The 17,059-nt window shown below is 44.3% G+C and carries 17 protein-coding genes; 14 read left to right on the top strand and 3 right to left on the bottom strand.

Features of this window, described 5'->3' with window-relative positions; genetic code table 11:
• Positions 1-14 precede the first annotated feature (14 nt).
• From HY035_03950 to HY035_03920, 7 genes are all read left to right on the top strand, one after another.
• Complete coding sequence (locus tag HY035_03950; protein MBI3377542.1) at positions 15-494, top strand: cytidine deaminase; 480 nt, start codon at positions 15-17, stop codon at positions 492-494.
• A gap of 1 nt (position 495) precedes the next feature.
• On the top strand, positions 496-1,284 hold the full coding sequence (locus HY035_03945) for a TIGR00159 family protein (GenBank protein MBI3377541.1): 789 nt from the start codon (positions 496-498) through the stop codon (positions 1,282-1,284).
• A complete protein-coding gene (locus HY035_03940) occupies positions 1,281-1,922 on the top strand; it encodes a YbbR-like domain-containing protein (GenBank protein MBI3377540.1) in 642 nt (213 codons plus the stop codon). Before HY035_03945 ends, HY035_03940 begins: the two co-directional genes overlap by 4 nt.
• Positions 1,923-2,061: 139 nt before the next feature.
• Positions 2,062-3,405, top strand: coding sequence for a phosphoglucosamine mutase (locus tag HY035_03935; GenBank protein ID MBI3377539.1), 1,344 nt, complete (start codon positions 2,062-2,064; stop codon positions 3,403-3,405).
• 16 nt (positions 3,406-3,421) lie between these two features.
• Positions 3,422-5,806 (top strand): DNA internalization-related competence protein ComEC/Rec2, encoded by a 2,385-nt coding sequence (locus HY035_03930; protein ID MBI3377538.1) that lies wholly within the window; start codon positions 3,422-3,424, stop codon positions 5,804-5,806.
• A gap of 913 nt (positions 5,807-6,719) precedes the next feature.
• Entirely contained in the window at positions 6,720-7,166 is a 447-nt protein-coding gene (locus HY035_03925; protein ID MBI3377537.1) for a hypothetical protein, read from the top strand.
• Between the two features lie 25 nt (positions 7,167-7,191).
• Positions 7,192-7,953 carry an AAA family ATPase gene (locus HY035_03920; protein ID MBI3377536.1) on the top strand — a complete coding sequence of 254 codons (762 nt, stop codon included), beginning with the start codon at positions 7,192-7,194 and terminating at the stop codon, positions 7,951-7,953.
• Positions 7,954-7,967: 14 nt separating this feature from the next.
• Here the strand turns inward: HY035_03920 and galT are convergent, their stop codons facing one another.
• The gene (gene galT, locus HY035_03915) at positions 7,968-8,966 is read right to left on the bottom strand and encodes a galactose-1-phosphate uridylyltransferase (protein MBI3377535.1); all 999 of its coding nucleotides are present in this window, start codon (positions 8,964-8,966) and stop codon (positions 7,968-7,970) included.
• A gap of 115 nt (positions 8,967-9,081) precedes the next feature.
• On the bottom strand, positions 9,082-10,239 hold the full coding sequence (gene bioF, locus HY035_03910) for an 8-amino-7-oxononanoate synthase (GenBank protein ID MBI3377534.1): 1,158 nt from the start codon (positions 10,237-10,239) through the stop codon (positions 9,082-9,084).
• 165 nt (positions 10,240-10,404) lie between these two features.
• On the opposite strand from bioF, the gene HY035_03905 reads away from it, so the two are divergent.
• From HY035_03905 to HY035_03875, 7 genes are all read left to right on the top strand, one after another.
• Positions 10,405-10,827: an ATP synthase F0 subunit B gene (locus HY035_03905; GenBank protein MBI3377533.1), complete on the top strand. Its 423-nt coding sequence runs from the start codon at positions 10,405-10,407 to the stop codon at positions 10,825-10,827.
• Positions 10,824-11,447 (top strand): F0F1 ATP synthase subunit B, encoded by a 624-nt coding sequence (atpF, locus tag HY035_03900; protein ID MBI3377532.1) that lies wholly within the window; start codon positions 10,824-10,826, stop codon positions 11,445-11,447. The genes HY035_03905 and atpF overlap by 4 nt, the downstream gene beginning before the upstream one ends.
• Positions 11,444-11,983: an ATP synthase F1 subunit delta gene (atpH, locus tag HY035_03895; protein ID MBI3377531.1), complete on the top strand. Its 540-nt coding sequence runs from the start codon at positions 11,444-11,446 to the stop codon at positions 11,981-11,983. The genes atpF and atpH overlap by 4 nt, the downstream gene beginning before the upstream one ends.
• A 4-nt stretch (positions 11,984-11,987) precedes the next feature.
• The gene (locus HY035_03890) at positions 11,988-13,496 is read left to right on the top strand and encodes a F0F1 ATP synthase subunit alpha (protein ID MBI3377530.1); all 1,509 of its coding nucleotides are present in this window, start codon (positions 11,988-11,990) and stop codon (positions 13,494-13,496) included.
• Entirely contained in the window at positions 13,497-14,366 is an 870-nt protein-coding gene (gene atpG, locus HY035_03885; protein MBI3377529.1) for an ATP synthase F1 subunit gamma, read from the top strand.
• 104 nt (positions 14,367-14,470) lie between these two features.
• A complete protein-coding gene (gene atpD, locus HY035_03880) occupies positions 14,471-15,895 on the top strand; it encodes a F0F1 ATP synthase subunit beta (GenBank protein ID MBI3377528.1) in 1,425 nt (474 codons plus the stop codon).
• A gap of 39 nt (positions 15,896-15,934) precedes the next feature.
• On the top strand, positions 15,935-16,345 hold the full coding sequence (locus HY035_03875) for a F0F1 ATP synthase subunit epsilon (protein ID MBI3377527.1): 411 nt from the start codon (positions 15,935-15,937) through the stop codon (positions 16,343-16,345).
• 63 nt (positions 16,346-16,408) lie between these two features.
• Here the strand turns inward: HY035_03875 and HY035_03870 are convergent.
• A partial coding sequence (locus tag HY035_03870; GenBank protein MBI3377526.1) for a hypothetical protein occupies positions 16,409-17,059 on the bottom strand: 651 nt, incomplete at its 5' end.

The raw sequence follows: 17,059 nt of genomic DNA, 5'->3' as shown, positions 1-17,059 counted from the left end.
TAATAATATAGAATATGCCTAAAATCAAAAAGAAGAGTAAGAGGCCGGGCTGGGATGAATATTTCATAAACATAGCCAAGGCTGTCTCAACAAGGGCTACATGCCTCAGGCGCAAATACGGCGCTGTAATTACGAAAGACAATATTATCGTGAGCACAGGGTATAACGGCGCTCCCGCAGGCATGAAGGATTGTCTTGAAGTTGGAAAATGCACGAGAAAGGAACTTCAAATCCCTCACGGCGAAAGATACGAACTCTGCCACAGCGTTCACGCAGAGGTAAATGCAGTAATACGCGCAGCAGTTCATGAACTTGAAGGCGCAACCATTTATATATCGGGCGCGGATGATAGCGCTGATGAATGCCATTCAGAGCCGTGCATGATGTGCAAAAGGATAATACTCAATGCGCGGATTGCAAGGGTGGTTTATTCGGATGGTAACGGAAACTTTCATGTAATAAATCCTAAAGACTGGCTTAAAAAGAGAGTCTGAAGTGGAAATATTCAGGCAATTAAGGTGGCAGGATATTCTGGACATTATTCTCGTGTCCCTTCTGCTTTACCGTCTGCTTCTGTTTATAAAAGGCACAAAGGCCGTTCAGATGCTTATAGGCATCGGAGTGCTGCTGCTGGCCTCTCTCCTTTCAGGTTATACAGGACTTTATACGATGGACTGGATAATCCAGAGCTTCTGGGCGCAGATAGTTATAGCGCTTATAGTGCTCTTCCAGCCTGAGATACGAAGGGCGCTTGCGCGTATGGGCGAGACTCCGTTTCTGCAGTCATTCACTTCAGCCGAGGAACTCAAATCTCTGGAAGAAATTGTCAAGGCTTCAGTGGCCCTTGCAAACAGAAAGATTGGAGCACTGATTGTTATTGAGCGTGAAACAAGCCTGAATGAATTTGTTGAGATAGGAACAGCGCTTGACGCAAAGGTTACGCGCGAAATACTTCTCAGCATCTTTCATCCTTCATCTCCGATACACGACGGAGCGGTTATTATAAAAGGCAACAGGATTATCGCAGCAGGTTGTTTTCTTCCCATAATGCTCAGCACCGAGGTTGATAAAGCCATGGGCACAAGGCACAGGGCAGGCCTCGGGCTTACAGAAGAAACAGATGCGGTTGCTATTATAGTTTCTGAAGAAACAGGCAATATCTCTATGGCTATTGCCGGAAAACTCGAAACCCATATTGACATGGGGACGCTCCGTGATATATTAACGGATATGTTCACATCCAAGAAGTCGGAGACTCGACTCTACGAGAAGGCGGCGCAATGAGAAGGCGCTTGCTTGAGAATTTCGGATTGAAAGTTACTGCGGTTATCATGGCGATAATCTTGTGGTTTTTTGTTATCTCAAAGGGACAGTCTGAGATATCACTTGACATTCCTATGGAACTCAAAAATATGCCGCAGGGGCTTGAAAGCATTAAGCAGGGAGTGAAATCTGTAAATGTGAGCCTGAAAGGACAGGATAGAATTCTCAGGAATATGAAACCGTCTGATGTAAGAGTTCATGTGGATTTGAGCAAGGCAAAAAAAGGGAGAGGAATATACTATATAAACAAGGACGATATTAAAATCCCCCATACAATTAACATTACAGGAATAACCCCCTCGTCTGTATGGATTGTGCTGGAAGAGACGCTTATTAAGACCGTGCCTGTAAATGCAATTGTGGCCGGCAGTCCCAAGGAAGGGTTTGTTGTGAGTTCTGTGGAAATTTTGCCTAAGGAGTTGGCCATTGAGGGAGTAAGGACAGAGACAGGCAAAGTAAAATTTCTGAGGACCGAGCCTGTGGATATTTCAGACGCTGATAAAACTTTTACGCAGACTGTGCGCATTGACATGGCCGGCAGGAATATAAGGACTGATATGCAGGAAGTCAGCGTAAAGGTTGTTATAAAAAGAAAGTGAACAGTGTAAGTGTGAAAAAACAGTGTCATTCCCCGATTTAATCGGGGAATCCAGAAAAGAGGAACTGGATTCTCTGGTCAAGCCAGAGAATGACAAATTATAAATAACTTACAAATCAATTAGTTAGAGGTATTTTCAGATGAAATTATTCGGTACAGACGGCATAAGAGGCAGGGTAAATAAGCATCCCATGACTCCTGAAAATGTGCTCAGGATCGGAATGGCGGCAGCTAAGGTTCTGAGGAAAAAGCACGGCAGGAATATGGTTCTGATAGGAAAGGACACAAGGCTTTCAGGGTATATGATAGAAAGCGCCCTTACCTCCGGAATTTGCTCAATGGGGATGAACGTAACGCTTGTGGGGCCTATACCGACTCCCGGAGTGGCATTTCTTACAAGGGCTTTGAGGCTTGACGCAGGGATTGTGATATCGGCATCGCATAATCCTTACGAGGATAACGGAATAAAGTTTTTTTCATCTGACGGGTTCAAGCTTCCCGGTGAAATAGAAAAGAGCATAGAAGAGCTTGTGGTGGATGACGGGCTTGGCACAAAAAGGCCTTCTGGTTCTGATATAGGGAAGGCATACAGGCTTGATGATGCAACAGGCAGGTATATTGAATATATAAAATCAACTGTGCCCAAAGGCGTGACGCTTGAAGGGATAAAGGTTGTTGTTGACTGCGCAAACGGAGCTGCGTATAAAACAACACCGTGGGTTCTGCGTGAACTCGGCGCTGAAGTTACAGTGATAAATGATAAGCCTGACGGCGTTAACATTAATGACGGCTGCGGAGCGCTCTATCCTGAAATGCTTCAGAAGGCTGTCAGGCAGCACAGGGCTCATGCCGGCATTGCGCATGACGGCGATGCTGACAGGACTATTTTCTGTGATGAAAAAGGCAGAATCGTTGATGGAGATCAGATTATAGGGATATGCGCGAGAGAGTTTAAAAGGGAAGGAAGGCTTAAAGGCAATACAGTTGTCTCCACGGTTATGAGCAACCTTGGGCTTGAGCATTATCTTGCAAGGAATGGGATTAAATTTATAAGGACCAAGGTCGGAGACAGATTTGTTGCCGAGAAGATGCGCGCAGGCGGATATAACTTTGGCGGAGAACAGTCCGGGCATATAATATTCTCTGATTACAATACAACAGGGGACGGGCCTATCACCGCCCTTCATGTGCTTTATCTGATGAGGAAAAGAGGCAAGCCTTTCTCCAAACTTGTATCTGATATAACGCTGTATCCTCAGATTCTCATAAATATTGAGACAGAAAAGAGAAAGGACTTTAAATCAATCCCTGAAATAGGGGCGGCAATCAGGAAGGCCGAGGAGAGACTCGCCGGCAACGGCAGGATACTTGTAAGGCCGTCAGGCACAGAGCCGAAGATAAGAGTGATGGTTGAGGGTAAAGAGAGGCGGTTGATAGAGAAGCTGGGGAATGAAATCTCAAAAGTTGTGAGAGAATATTTATAAGTAATATGGATTAAGAATGGCATTTTTCATCTCATTTCTTGCCGGCGTTATCCTGTTTTATTCATTTCATTATTTCCCCTTCACAAGCAGTATCATATTTTTTCTGTTTCTTGCCGGCCTGATTTTTAAGAAAAGATACCTGTTAATCCCTGTCCTTGTTTTCGGAGTTTTATATGCCTTTTTCAGATATGCGCCTGAGGCTGATTTTTCTAATATCAGGGGAAAAGAAATAATCGTATCAGGGGAGTTCAGTTCAGATGCGGTTGCGGCATCTACAGGAAAATTTATTCAGGAGTTTCATGTAAGCTCGGCAGCAGATGAGGAAACAGGAAAGGCATTAAAAGAGATTGAGGAAAAAGATATTTTTATTTTTTCCGATTATGAGTTTATAGCAGGAGAGCGATACAATATAGCAGTCAAGATAGGCAAAGACAATAGAAAGTTCAATCCCGGAAGGACCGAAAACAACAATCTCTATGCAAACCTTATTGAAGTTAAAGACTTAAGGGGCGGCAAAAAAAGCGTATGGGCAGTGTTTGAAGATGCAAGGGCGAAACTTAACAGATATGTTACAGAGAACTTCAGCGCTGATTCAGGCGCACTTGTTTCTGCCATAACCACAGGGCAGAGAGGCAATATGAGCGACGGATTGAAAGACGCCTTTAGCTCAACAGGGCTTGCGCATATTTTAAGCATTTCAGGCACGCATTTCGGAATCTTCTCTGTTCTCCTGTTCGGTTTATTCAGGTTTGTAATAAAATTTCTGCCATACAGTTTGCTCCAGAGGATTACACTCTACTTCACGCCGTCTCAGGGGGCGGCGGCTCTGAGCCTTCCGTTCATGCTTGCATATCTTGCTCTCTCAGGGTGGAGCATTCCTGCAGTTAGGTCTTTTATAATGATAAGCCTGTTTCTCATCGGGCTTTTGATAGGCAGAAAAAGATTCTGGCTTAACTCGCTCTTGTTTGCCGCTTTTGTGATTGTCTTGTGGAATCCCGAGTCTCTGTTCAGCCTTTCTTTTCAGCTCTCATTCCTTGCAGTGCTTTTTATCGGGTTTTCAATAGAGATGGGCAGAGCAGAGGAGCAACAAAACAGCACAGCAGCAGGACAACAAATCTCAAAAACTACTGCGCTGCTGCTCTACTGCGCTACTGCTCTTCGGGCTTCCCTTCTACTTACGCTTGCAGCCTCTCTTGGAACAGCGCCTCTGGTTGCATATCACTTTCATTATTTTTCCATTATATCTCCGCTGTCCAATCTCTTAATCACGCCGCTGATAGGTTTTCTGCTCTTGCCTCTGTCGCTGATATCGTCTTTCATGTTTCTTTTTACAGGACATTATATGTTCGGCTCTCTGGTAAAAACAGTAACTGACATTACTGTCTATTCCGTGAGATTTATGGCGGAATTCCAGTTTTCAGATATAAAGATTCCTGCATTCCCCGTGTTTGCAGTAATAATCTTTTATGTAGGATTTGTTTTTTATTTTTTCGTAAGCAAGAAGAAACTGGTCCCTGTAATCACTTTTCTCCTGATGATAGCCTATGTGTCGGCGCATATCTTTTTAAGAGGCGGCGAAATGGGAATAACGTATCTTGATGTCGGGCAGGGAGACGGAGCAGTAATAGAACTCCCCGATAAAAAAGTTGTTGTGATGGATACAGGAAGAAGCGGCCGCGAAGTTTCTGCATTTTTGAAATATCTCGGTATGAAAAGCATAGACGCCCTTGTTCTCTCACATGCAGATTCTGACCATGCGGGAGGAACAGATTATCTGACGGCACGGTTTAAGGTTAAAGAGATGTGGGACAGCGGACGCATTATTTATCCGGAGGGAAACAGCACGGGTATAGTTCGCAGGATGCTTGAGAGGGGCGATGTGATTGAAGGTAATGGATATAAGATATATGCGCTTCATCCGTATAAAGAATTTTACGCCATGAGAGGAGACAGCGATAACGGAGGGAATAACAGTTCACTGGTATTAAAGATAGAATCTGCCTCAGGCGGAAGGAAGAAATCATTTTTATTCACAGGAGATATTGAAGATGAAGCACAAGAGGATATAATCCATCTTGGCAAATGGCTTAAGAGTGATGTTGTTAAAGTCCCGCATCACGGCGGCAGGACATCAGCGTATAAACCATTCTATGATGCGGCATCTCCTGAGATTGCAGTAATAAGCGTGGGAAGGGATAATGCCTATGGACATCCGCATCGGGAAACGCTTGAAATGCTTGAAGGCGCAAAAATATACCGCACGGACATGAGCGGCGCTGTAAAAATAACAGAGAAGGACGGCAGGCTTGAAGTTAAAACGCACAGAGACTATAGATTTTCAAAGACAGAAAGCCTTGCAGGAGAGATAAAGAATATACAAAGACTTTTCAGGGTGTGGTGAGGGGAAACATAGTAAGCCTGAGAAAGATTCTTTGAGCTTTTAGGAAAAGCAGGATAAGAATTTTATTCCCTTCGGAGGCTTAACGATTCGGCTGACCCGCTGGAGCAACCACCCCGGAACAAAACCAAACGGCGTTTATTCCGCGTCGGGTTGATGGATAGGTTATGTGATTATAAATTATTTTTTGCATTTTGGACATTCAGTTCGCGATAGTAGCCAAATTAACCATTGATTTGAACTTTTACCGCTAATTCCTTGCCATAACCATAGTGTCTTGCAATTCGGACAGCGGATTGATACAATCCCAAATATTAAACTGGCAAATGCAACAATTATGCCGCATAGCACTAAAGATACAGCCAAAGAATCAGGTTGCGCATCTGCGATATTGACGCCATAAAATAATGAAGCAACTCCGAGAATTGTTAGCATGAAAGCTAAATTAAGCTTCCACATTTGTCCAGTTTTTTTGATTATTGAATTATCAAACATTCTTTAACACATAACGATGATTATACGAATTTCTTATTTATTGCCATGATGTAAGCAATATACCATAAAAGTAGAAATTTTGGGAGGTATTATCTTGGCCAAATCTTAAATGATTTTCTTTCATGAATCCGGTATGCCTGAAAGCCCCTCATATCAAGCGTGAAATCTTCATCGATCTCCTCAGCCAGAACCACAAGCGTAGCATCGGCAAAGTCCATGGGAATGTCTTTATATTTTTCTGCTGAAGATAAATGAAAGGCTTTTTATGGGGGGAATTGTTATAATATTAACATGATAGAGAAGGTTGTGCGAAGGGAAAACCTGAAAGATTTCTCAGAGATAAAAGAGAACCTTGCTTACTGGTTGTCCAGAAAACCCGATGAACGTGTCGCTGCTCTTGAGCAGTTGAGGAGACAACACAATGGAAGCTCAGCAAGATTTCAGAGATCTGCTCGCGTTATTCAACACCCACAAAGTTGATTACATAATAGTCGGCGCACATGCTCTTGCATATTATGGTGCCCCGCGATATACAGGAGACATAGATATTTTTGTCCGCTCCGATCCAGAGAACGCTAAAAACATTCTCTCTGCGCTTGAAAAATTTGGTTTTGGTTCTCTTGGGCTGACTGTTGAGGATTTCACAATTCATGGCAGGGTAGTCCAGCTTGGCGTTGCGCCGGTTCGAATAGACATTGTGACATCGCTTACAGGAATATCATGGGAAGAAGCATTTGCAAGTCGTGTTACGGGAACTTATGGGGGCATAGCGGTGCACTATATAGGACGGGAACAGTTCATTCAAAATAAACGCGCTATTGGAAGAAAAAAAGATATTGCTGATCTGGAGGCAATTGGCGAGGAATGATTAAGACTGACTGGATAAATAAAATATGGCGTTTGTGATTGCGCTTGCAGGAAAAGGCGGGACAGGGAAAACAAGCATATCTGCGCTGACTGTCAAGTATCTCGTTGAAAAAAAGAAAAAGGCTGTGCTTGCAGTTGATGCTGACAGCAATTCCTGCCTGAACGAGGCATTGGGCGTTGATGTCCATGCGACAATCGGCCATCTGAGAGAGGAATCCCTCCAGACAATAAGAGGCGGAATGGAAAGGCCCGGCGGCATGTCAATGGAGCAGTTGTTTGACTATCAGGTTCAGCGGTCAGTCATAGAGGCAAAGGGTTTTGATTTGATGGTAATGGGAAGGCCTGAGGGCCCCGGCTGTTACTGCGCTGCGAATAACATAATCAGAAAATACACTGACAAGCTTTCAGAGACATATTCTTATGTTGTGATAGACAATGAGGCGGGCATGGAGCATCTGAGCAGGAGGACTACGCATAAGGTTGACCTGCTGCTGATAATAAGCGACCCGACTGTAAGGGGCATCAAAACAGCAAGGAGGATTGCAGACCTCGTAAAAGAGCTGGACCTTGATATTGATAAGCATATGCTGATAATCAACAGGGTAACAGGCGATGAGGGCGATGAACTCAAAAAACTTGCCGGGTCTCTCGGGCTTGAAGTTGCCGGTGTCGTTCCTCAGGATAAGAATGTTTTTCAATACGACCTTCAGGGTAGAGCAATCGTGGAACTGCCGGAGGATTCACTTGCCATAAAAACTGTTTACGATATTCTTGGTAAATTTGTGTAGATACAAGGCAGGCATTAGGAATCAGTTTTAACTTTTCTCAAAAACTCCGCAATCTCTTCAGGCAGGGACGTGTTTATATACATGCCTGAGCCGAGTTCAAATCCTGCTGCCTGAATTACCCTCGGCACAATACTCAGATACCAGTGGAAATATTCGGAGCCGCTTTCCTTCGGGCTTTCAGAGCGAATGACATAGTTGTAGTCAGGGTTATCCAGTCCGTGATAAATCTTAGAGAGCGCTGTTTTTAGATTATATGCAAGGTCAGCTATTTCTTCCTCGCTTATGTCTCCAAAAGATGCATTATGCTTTTTGGGGAATATCCATGTGTGAAACGGAGACAGCGCCGCATACGGGATGAATGTCACGAAATGGTTTGTATCCAATATTATCCGCCTGCCCTCTGAAAGTTCAGACCTCACGGTAGCGCACATCAGGCATTCTCCTGTATTGTCAAAATATCTTGTTGTCTCATCCATTCTGTCCCTTACCTGCATCGGAGTTACAGGCGTGCCTACAATCTGTGAATGGGCATGTTCGATTGATGTGCCTGCCTTCTCTCCGTTGTTTTTGAAGATTATTACATGCTCTGTTCTGGAATCGTTATAGATGTCAAGAAAACGGTTTTTATAAACCCTTAAAATATCAGCTACATCCTCTACAGGCATAAGCGCTGTTGGCATATTGTGGAGGGCTGACTCTATTATTACCTCGTGCCTTCCGACACCGGTGACAAGATGTTTCAAGCCTTCGTTTATCCGCTTTCGTTCTCCTTCAAAGCTCAGCGCGGAAAACTTATTAGGCGTTACCCTTATCTTCCAGTTCCCGTCAGAGGACACCTTCATTATTTCTCCGGGGGTTTTGTCTTCATTGCCGGGGCAGAAAGGGCAGTTTTTGTCATGTTCAGGCAGATATTTTTTGTCTCTTCTCTGGCGGAATTCATCAGGCCGTTTTGCCCGCTCGGTTGCGATTATTACCCACTCTCTTGTTATAAGGTTTAATCTGAGCTCAGGCATAATATAAGCATATCATATTTTGGAACAGCAGAGCAGAAGTGCAGTAGAGCAATAGTTCCACAGTCAAAAAATTCACTGGAAAACGGCTGCGCTGCTGCGCTACTGGGCTACTGCTCTAAAGTTTTATACTGTCTAATGCTTTTATCAGCCTTTCAATATCTTCAGTTGTATGAGCGGCTGTCACTGTTATTCTTATCCGCGGTTCTTTTACAGACGGCGGCCTTATCGCAGACGCAAAGATGCCGTTTTCCATAAGATGCCGTGATATTCTCAGCGCTTTTTCAACTGTTCCTGTCCTGACAGGGATTATCGGTGTTTCGCTGCCCATAATATCATAACCGAGTTTTGTAATTCCGTGAACAGCGTGTTCTCTGTTGGACCATAGTTTGTTAAGGAGTTCCGGCTCTTTTTCTATCACCTCTAATGCGGCAATTGAGGCTGCGGCAGCGCATGAAGGCAGGGCTGTGGAAAATATAAAACTTCTTGCAGTGTTAAGTATCCACTCTATGGCGTCTTTGCTTCCGGCAGCAAATGCTCCGAATGAACCCAGCGCCTTTGAGAAAGTTCCCATCTGTATAATCCACGGCCCCGGCTTTATGCCAAAATGCGCGAGTGCGCCTTTTCCGTTTCCAAGCACACCTGTGCCGTGAGCGTCGTCTATATAGAGAAGAAAGTTAGGAGTTGAGAGTGTAGAGTTAAAAGTTAAGCAAAGATTAAAAATCTCCTTTAACGGAGCGATGTCGCCATCCATGCTGAATACGGAATCTGTGATGATTATTTTCCTCTTTGCTTTTTCTTTTTCTATCAACTCTGAAAGGTGCCCTATATCTTTGTGCCTGTAAATTATTTTCTTTGCCTTGCTCAGCCTGCATCCGTCAACTATGCTTGCATGGTTGAGCTCATCGCTGAATATCACGTCTTCTTCATCAGCAATTGCAGGGATTATCCCTATATTTGCCGAATAGCCTGAATTAAAGATAAGGGCTGATTCTGTTCCCTTGAATTCTGCTGTCTTTTTTTCAAGTTCACTATGAAGAATACTTCCGCCGCAGAGAAGCCTTGATGCGCCTGAGCCGAAACCGAACATCGCAATAGCTTTCTTTGAGGATTCAATTACGTGAGGGTGATTTGCAAGTCCGAGATAGTTGTTTGACGAAAAATTTATGTAGTTTTTCCCGTCCATTGATATTCTTGAACCTTGCGGAGAATTGCAATTTTTTATCTCCCGCAGGAGATTCATTTTTTTGAGCCGGATGAGTGATTCAGAGAACATTTCTGCTATTATACCTCACAAATTAGGAAAACTTATAAAACGATTTAAAAAATTCTTCCTGAGTTTTAAGCCTTTCCCTTGACAAAGGAAAAAAATATGTGATAAATTTCATCGTTTTCACTTTTGATTATCAAAAAAATCTATCAATAAAAACAGGGTGGAGCAATGTTAGAACTTATACCAAGAGACTTTCTTATCTTGCTTGCAAATTTTTTAGGATTGCTGATTGCCCTCAACTATATTCTCTTTAAACCCATGCTCAAGCTGTTCAAAGAAAGAGAAGACAATATAAGCGGCGCGCTCGGTTCTGCGAAGGAGATGTTCCAAAAGAAAGACGAGGCCATTGCGAGGCTGAATAAGGACTTAGCGGATGCCAGAGACAAGGCGAAGGAGGCGTTTGAAACCCTCAGGGCAGAAGGCGGGAACAGGCAGAGGGAACTCTTTTCAGGCGCCGAGACAGAGGCATCCGGAATGCTTCAGAAGGCGAGAACAGAACTGAGGGCAGAGGCTGAAAAGGCAAGACAGGCCTTACGGGCTGATGTGGATAAATTCTCAGATGAAATCGTAAGGAAGTTGTTAAAGGCATGAAAAAAATTCAAAATTCAAAAACTGACAACTCGTCACTCATTACTCCTCACTCGTTAATCATTTTAGCATCCTGCATCCTCTATCTCGCATCTGTAAGTATTGTTTTCGCAAGCGGAGGCGGGGAAGAAGGAAGCGCAGGAGCGATAGCTAAGGACTACTTCTGGAAGATTATAAATTTTGGAATTCTTTTCTTTGTTTTATATAAGTTCGGGAAAAAGCCGTTACAGTCTTTCCTGAAACAGAGGACTGAGCTTATAGAGAAGAGCCTCAAGGAAGCAAAGGAGACAAAGGAACTGGCTCAGAAAGCCCTTGCAGAGGTTGAAGAAAGGCTTAAGGCAAGGGATAGAGAGATAGGGGAGATTGTTTCATCAGCAAAAGAGTCGGGAGAAAAGGAGAAGGCGCGGCTTATTGAAGAAGGCAGCAGGATGAAAGAAAAGATACTGGAGCAGGCAAGGACTAATATAGTTTATGAGGTTAAAAGGGCTAAGGAAACAATAATGGAAGAGGCATCTGCCATTGCAATAGAACTTGCAGAGAAAAAACTTAAAGAAAAACTTACTAAAGAAGAGCAGCTTAAACTGCTCGAGGAATCTTTAGCAAAGATAGAAGGCAAAAATTGAAGCCGGCAAAAGAAGCTAAAAAATACGCAAAGACTCTTATAAATGTTGTAGACATCGATGGTGTGCCTCAGGCGCTAACTGAGCTTACGGCGATAGAAAACCTTATGGTGAAGAGCAGAGATTTCAGGAGCTTTCTGTTAAACCCGGCATTTTCTCAGCCGGACAGGGAGAAGGCATTGAAAAAGATGGCAGAAAGCGCAGGGTTTTCTGAAAAGGTTGTCAGGTTTGTAATGCATCTTTCAGAGTTCAGGATAATTGCCGCTCTGCCTGAAATAATTAAGATAGCCGCCGCCATTTATCTTGAGAAGAAAAAGCGCGCAAGGGCCACTGTTTTAACTTCTATAGAGATAAGCAAAGATTATGAGGAGAGGCTTAAGCGTTCATTAAAGAAATTGACGGAGAGGGATGTGGATATAGAATTTATTATGGAACCTGCTTTGCTTGGAGGAATCCTTGTAAAAGTAGGCAGCACAATGTATGACACAAGTATAAAAGGCCAATTGAGGCTTTTAAAAGATGAGCTTATAAAGGGGTGATTAGATGGAAATTAAGGTTGACGAGATAAGTGAACTTCTAAGAAAACAGATAACAGACTTTGAAAAGAAGGTTGATGTCAGCGAGATTGGCACTGTCGTGTCAGTTGGCGACGGTATAGCGAGGATTTACGGGCTTGACAAATGCATGTCTTCGGAGCTTCTCGAATTCCCGAATAATATTATGGGAATGGCGCTCAATCTTGAAGAAGATAGTGTGGGTGCGGTTCTCTTCGGAGAGGACTCGTTTATTCATGAAGGCGATATTGTTAAACGCACAGGCAGGATTATGTCCGTGCCTGTGGGTGAAGCGATGAGAGGAAGGGTTGTCAATGCAATAGGGCAGCCGATTGACGGAAAGGGCCCTATTAACACAAAAGATTTCAGGATAGTTGATGTTGTTGCCCCGGGTATTGTCGACAGGCAGCCTGTTTCCGAACCTATGCAGACAGGCCTTAAGGCAATAGATTCCATGATACCGGTAGGAAGAGGACAGAGAGAGCTTATTATCGGCGACCGTCAGGTTGGAAAGACAGCGGTTGCTATTGATGCAATCATAAACCAGAAGGGCGGAGATGTTACATGCATATATGTTGCGGTCGGACAGAAGCGTTCAAATGTAGCGCGTGTTATGAAGACTCTGGAAGAAAACGGCGCGATGGAGCACACAATCATAGTTTCCGCAACAGCAAGCGAGCCCGCGCCTTTGCAGTACATTGCTCCATACACAGGATGCTCAATAGGCGAGTATTTCAGGGATAACGGCAAACATGCATTGATAATATACGATGACCTCAGCAAGCAGGCTACGGCGTACAGGCAGTTGTCGCTGCTTCTCAGACGGCCGCCCGGACGTGAGGCCTTCCCCGGAGATGTTTTCTATCTGCATTCAAGGCTTCTTGAAAGGGCTGCAAAACTTTCTAAAGAACTCGGAGGCGGCTCTCTTACGGCATTGCCGATAATAGAAACACAGGCCGGCGACGTTTCAGGTTATATTCCGACAAACGTTATCTCTATCACAGACGGCCAGATATATCTTGAACCTGAACTTTTCTATGCAGGCATAAGGCCTGCCGTTAATGTAGGCCTCTCAGTCAGCCGTGTCGGCGGAGCTGCGCAGACAAAGGCGATGAAGCAGGTCGCAGGCACACTAAGGCTGGACCTTGCGCAGTTCAGGGAGCTTGCCGCATTTGCGCAGTTCGGAAGCGACCTTGACAAGACAACACTGGCACAGATAGAGAGAGGCAAAAGGATGGTCGAACTCCTTAAGCAGGACCAGTTTGTGCCTATGACAATGATAGATCAGGTTATGGTTCTTTTTGCCGCAACACAGGGATTCATTGATGATATTCCCGTGGAATCAGTCAAGAAGTTTGAGCAGGAATTCCTGCGCTATATAAATGACCGCAAGTCGGATATCAAGAAAGAGCTTGGAGAAAAGAAGGCGATTGATGACGCCCTCAAGGCAAAACTAACATCAGCTGTTGAAGATTTCAAGAAAGGATTTCAGGCGTAAATGCCTACACTTAGAGATATAAAACGCAGAATAAAGGCTGTTCATAGCACCAGCAAGATAACGAAGGCTATGAAGATGGTTGCTGCTTCCAAATTCAGGAAGGCGCAGCAGAGGATGTTTGAGCTGAGGCCGTATGCCGACAGGATGAGCGCTGTACTTTCAAGCCTTGCAGGCGGTGCGGAGAGCGAGATACATCCGCTCCTTGCGGTAAGGCCCCGGAAGAATGTGGATATCATTGTTCTTACAAGCGACAGGGGGCTCTGCGGCGCTTTTAATTCTAATATACTGAGAGCTGCTTCAAAACATATATCGAATCTGAAGAAAGAGGGATTTGAAGTTACTGTAAGCGCTATTGGAAGAAAGGCGGTCGACTATTTCAAGAGGAGAAATGTCCCTCTGAAAAAAAGCTGGACAGGCATTTCAGGGAGAATTTCATATGTGAATGCCCAGGAAATAGCAGCGGATATTATTGAGAGCTATACAAATGAGGCCACCGATGAAATCATTCTTGCATACAATGAGTTTAAATCAGTTGCTGCGCAAAAGGTTGTTGTCACAAGGCTTCTCCCCTTGGCGTCAATAGAGGCAACTGCGGAAACACTGCCGGTTTTTAATTTCATATATGAGCCTTCAAAGGAAGATATATTCAATAATCTGCTTCCTAAGAATGTTGAGATACAGATATTCAGGGCCTTGCTTGAATCACAGGCCTCGGAAGAGGCTGCAAGGATGTCTGCAATGGAGAATGCGACAAAGGCTGCCAATGATATGATAAACAGCCTGACTCTCCAGTTTAATAAGGCAAGACAGGCGTCAATTACCAAGGAACTTATGGATATAGTCGGCGGCGTTGAGGCGCTAAAGGGATAAATTCAAAATTTAAGATTTAAAATTCAAAAATGCAAAATTATGGAAAAATTAAAATAAGTTCCTTAACTTTTAACTTTGAATTTAAATAGATATGGGGGTATAGGATGAGCAATATTGGAAAAGTATCACAGGTTATAGGCGCAGTTGTTGATGTTGAATTCGAAGGCAAGATGCCTGAAATATTGAATGCGGTAACAGTGGAGCAGAAAGGGGATGCCTCAAAGGGGATACCTGATATCAAGATAACACTGGAAGTAGCATCACATCTTGGCGACAACAAGGCCAGAACGGTTGCAATGTCAGCAACAGACGGGCTTGTAAGAGGAACGCCTGTAGTTGACACAGGCCAGCCTATCACTGTTCCTGTTGGAAAGGCAGTGCTTGGAAGAATACTTAATGTCATAGGCGAAGGTGTTGATAAACTCGGCCCCGTAATTTCTGAACATAGATTGCCGATTCACAGGCCGGCTCCGGAGTTTAGTGAGCAGGAACCGACCACACAGGTCTTTGAAACGGGGGTTAAGGTTTTTGACCTCCTTGTCCCATTCGTCAGAGGCGGTAAGATGGGAATGTTCGGCGGCGCAGGTGTCGGCAAGACAGTTGTTATCATGGAGATGATTCATAACATTGCCATGAAGCATGGCGGAGTTTCAGTATTTGCGGGTGTCGGTGAAAGGACCAGAGAAGGGAATGACCTTTACGGTGAGATGAAGCATTCAGGCGTTCTCGAAAAAGTCGCCCTAATTTACGGACAGATGAACGAGCCGCCCGGAGCAAGGGCCAGGGTTGCGCTGACAGCCCTTACATGCGCAGAGTACTTCAGGGATGAGGGGCAGGACGTTCTAATATTCATAGACAACATATTCAGATATACGCTTGCCGGCGCAGAGCTTTCAGCTCTCCTTGGAAGAATGCCTTCTGCTGTCGGATACCAGCCGACACTCGGAACCGACATGGGAATTTTGCAGGAGAGGATTACAACAACAAAGAAAGGCGCGATCACTTCAATGCAGGCAATCTATGTTCCTGCTGATGACCTTACAGACCCTGCTGTTGCTACAGCATTCACGCACCTTGACGGGACAGTCGTTCTCTCAAGGCAGATATCGGAGCTCGGGATCTATCCTGCAGTTGACCCTCTGGATTCCACATCAAGAATTCTTGATCCAAAGGTTATAGGGGAAGAGCACTATGCGGTTGCAAGGAGTGTTCAGAAGATACTCCAGAGATATAAAGAGCTTCAGGATATTATCGCAATCTTGGGTATGGAAGAGCTTTCAGAGGATGACAAACTGATAGTATCAAGGGCAAGAAAGATGCAGAGATTTTTAAGCCAGCCGTTCCATGTTGCAGAGGTGTTTACAGGGAGACCCGGTAAATACGTTAAGGTTGCAGACACAATCAGGAGCTTCAAGGCTATTGTAGATGGGAAATATGATGATGTTCCTGAACAGGCTTTCTATATGACAGGGACTATTGAAGAGGTTGAGGAAAACGCAAAGAAGCTTGGTTGGTCGAGACAGGTGTAAACTAAAAGTTAAAAATTGAAAGTTAAGGAATAAGGAAAAGTGGAAAACAAATTAAAATTAGAGATAGTCACACCTCACGGCCTGATATACAGCGAAGAGGTGGATGAGGTTACCGCTAACGGAAGCGAGGGAGAATTCTGCGTGCTTCCGGGGCATGCGCCTTATGTGACAACGCTAAAGATAGGTATGCTCATAGCAAAAACAGCCAAAGAATCCAAGTATTTTTTCGTTAACTGGGGATATGCAGAGATAGGCGCTGATAAAGTTCTTGTTCTTGCTGACAGTGCAGAGATATCAGAAGAGATAGACGTTGAGAGGGCCAAGGCTGCGATGAAGAGGGCTGAGGAAAGGCTGAAAAAGTGCGAGGAGTGCGATTTTCACCGCGCTGAGGCATCGCTTGAAAGAGCAGCCACAAGGATACAGATCGCCCAGATGCGGATTCCTAAGTAGTTAGATATTGCCACCGAGATGAAAAGCAGTCAAAAGAGTTATCACTGGACGGAAAAATACGGGTCATTTATCCAACACCTCCCTAATCCTCTTCAGGAGTTCATGAGGCGGAGCAGGTTTTGATATAAAGTTCAGCCCCTCTTCAAGTATCCCCTTTTTGTGTATGAAGTCAGCGGGATAACCGCTTGAAAAAAGTGCTTTTACATCAGGCTTTATTTCCTTTGCCTCTATTACTTTATACCCTGCCTCTTCAAGCACTAACTTCATGAGTTTCCTTACTTCTTCTTCATCCTCTGCCAGAAGGATTGTCTCTGTCCCGCCTGATAGTGTGATAGGTTCTTCTTTTTTTGTCTTTTCAGTTTCTTTTTCAATAACAGGCAGGTATATCTTGAATGTGGTGCCTTTGCCGGGTTCGCTGTAGCAGGTGATATACCCGCTGTGCTGTTTGATTATGCCGTACACCATTGAAAGCCCAAGCCCTGTGCCTTTGCCTACTTCTTTTGTTGTAAAGAAGGGCTCAAATATCCTCTGTCTTGTCCTTTCATCCATGCCGTGCCCTGTGTCTGTAACTGTTATCACTGCATACGTCCCGGGCTTTCCATACTCATGTATCTTAAGAAAGTCCATGTCAAGCTCTTCAAGCCCTGTCTCTATTGTCAGTGTGCCTCCTTCGGGCATTGCGTCTCTTGCATTGGCTGCAAGGTTCATTAAGAC

Source organism: Nitrospirota bacterium, from assembly GCA_016195565.1.
GTDB lineage: Bacteria > Nitrospirota > Thermodesulfovibrionia > Thermodesulfovibrionales > UBA1546 > UBA1546.
This window is presented reverse-complemented; position numbering and strand designations above follow the sequence as displayed.